Source organism: Zooshikella sp. RANM57 (assembly GCF_050749885.1).
In the GTDB taxonomy this organism is placed as follows: Bacteria; Pseudomonadota; Gammaproteobacteria; order Pseudomonadales; family Zooshikellaceae; genus Zooshikella.
Map to the genome: position 1 here is coordinate 1 of NZ_JBOIUB010000046.1, position 1544 is coordinate 1544.

Consider the following 1544-nt stretch of genomic DNA (forward strand, 5'->3'; position numbering starts at 1 on the left):
GTGATAATGGCGACGTCAGCAATGTAATGCTTATGCTGTATTTTGCCGGTATCACTAACCACCTTCTCATAGATACCCGATTGGTAGTAGGTCGTGCTGGTGCCTGTGGGTCCATGATCAATCCGGCGCACGCGTTTTTGGTCGGGACCATACACCAGGTCGATTTGGTAATCACCGCGAATGATCTGATCAGGTTTATCAAAGGCGGTATAGCGCACAGTACGGCCATTACCGCTGGTCATGTTGCCATTGGCATCATAGCAGTAGGTAGCGTTTTGGCTGCCCGTGGTTTTGGTTAACGCATGGGGACCGGCTTGTTGGGTACCACACTTGCCTGCGTAACTGTAATCACCAACATCCGACTTATGGGTAATATTGCCTAAGGCATCGTACTGCACGCTAGTGTTTAGGGTGTTACCACTGAGTTGAGCCGTGACTTCCGTTAAACGGTTGAGTTGATCATAGGCAAACGTCTCTTGGATCTTCTGCCGCTTATCTTCCCGCTGCGTGAGGTTACCTAATTCGTCGTACGTGAAGTGTAAGTCTTCAATTTGTGTGGTACTGCCGATATAGGCACCGCTGTCTTGCAAACGACCGGTTTTGGCATCAAACACTCGTAGCGTCGTAGCCCCATTACCGTACTGTTGTTGGGTAATATTGCCTAACGCATCCACCGCCTGAGCTTGCCAGTAGGTGGTGGCATTGCTCGCCTTACCATCCGTAATCGCCGTCAGGTAGCCACGCTCGTTGTAAGTTTGCTTCGCCGTTAAGCCGGTTGGGAAAGTGGTTTGTAAGGGACGGCTATACTCGTCATAGCTGTAACTGAGAGTAAAGCTTTCTCCAAACAGGCTTTGGGTTTCTACGGTTAAGCGTCCTAAATGATCATACTGATACTGTTGGGTAATGCCATCGACCGTCACCTGATCCAGTAGCCCTTTATGCTGTTGGTCATACTGAAATTCAGAAACCCGCCAAAGTAATTTACTACTCGCTTGGGCATTTTCCGTTTGCTTCACTAAGCGATCGAGCTGGTCATAGCTGAGCTTGGTGACCTGGCCTTTGGCATCCTGCTGACGAATGAGCCGACCCAAGGCATCATATTCATAGGTCCATGCGCCTTTGTCCGGATCATTCATCGCGACCTTACGGCCCAACACATCATACGTCAGTTCGACGATATTATTGTCTGGATCTGTCGTTTGCGTCAGATTACCAAAACTGTCGTAGGTGTAGCTTAGCGTACTACCTAACGCATCAATCACCTTCACCAACTGACCGGCACCGTTGTAGTGTTCGGTTTTGGTCTGGCCTTTGGCATTAGTGAGCACCTTGTTTAAGCCTTGATACGCGACTTCACTGGTGATGCCATCAGGTTGAGTGGTTTTGATCAGCCGTAATAAGGGATCATATTCGTACGTGGTCCAATACACCTCATCACCTTTAAAATAAGGCAACGAGGTTTTCACCACCTGACCCAATGCGTTATACACGGTATCCTGGTATTGGGTTTCTCCCGTTAAGGCCAGGGTTTCGGTGCGAATCGT

1 pseudogene is annotated in these 1544 nt (G+C 49.1%); it reads right to left on the reverse strand.

What is annotated here, in order from left to right:
• Positions 1-1544 (reverse strand): annotated as a pseudogene (locus ACQ96U_RS27055) (hypothetical protein); the annotation flags it as partial.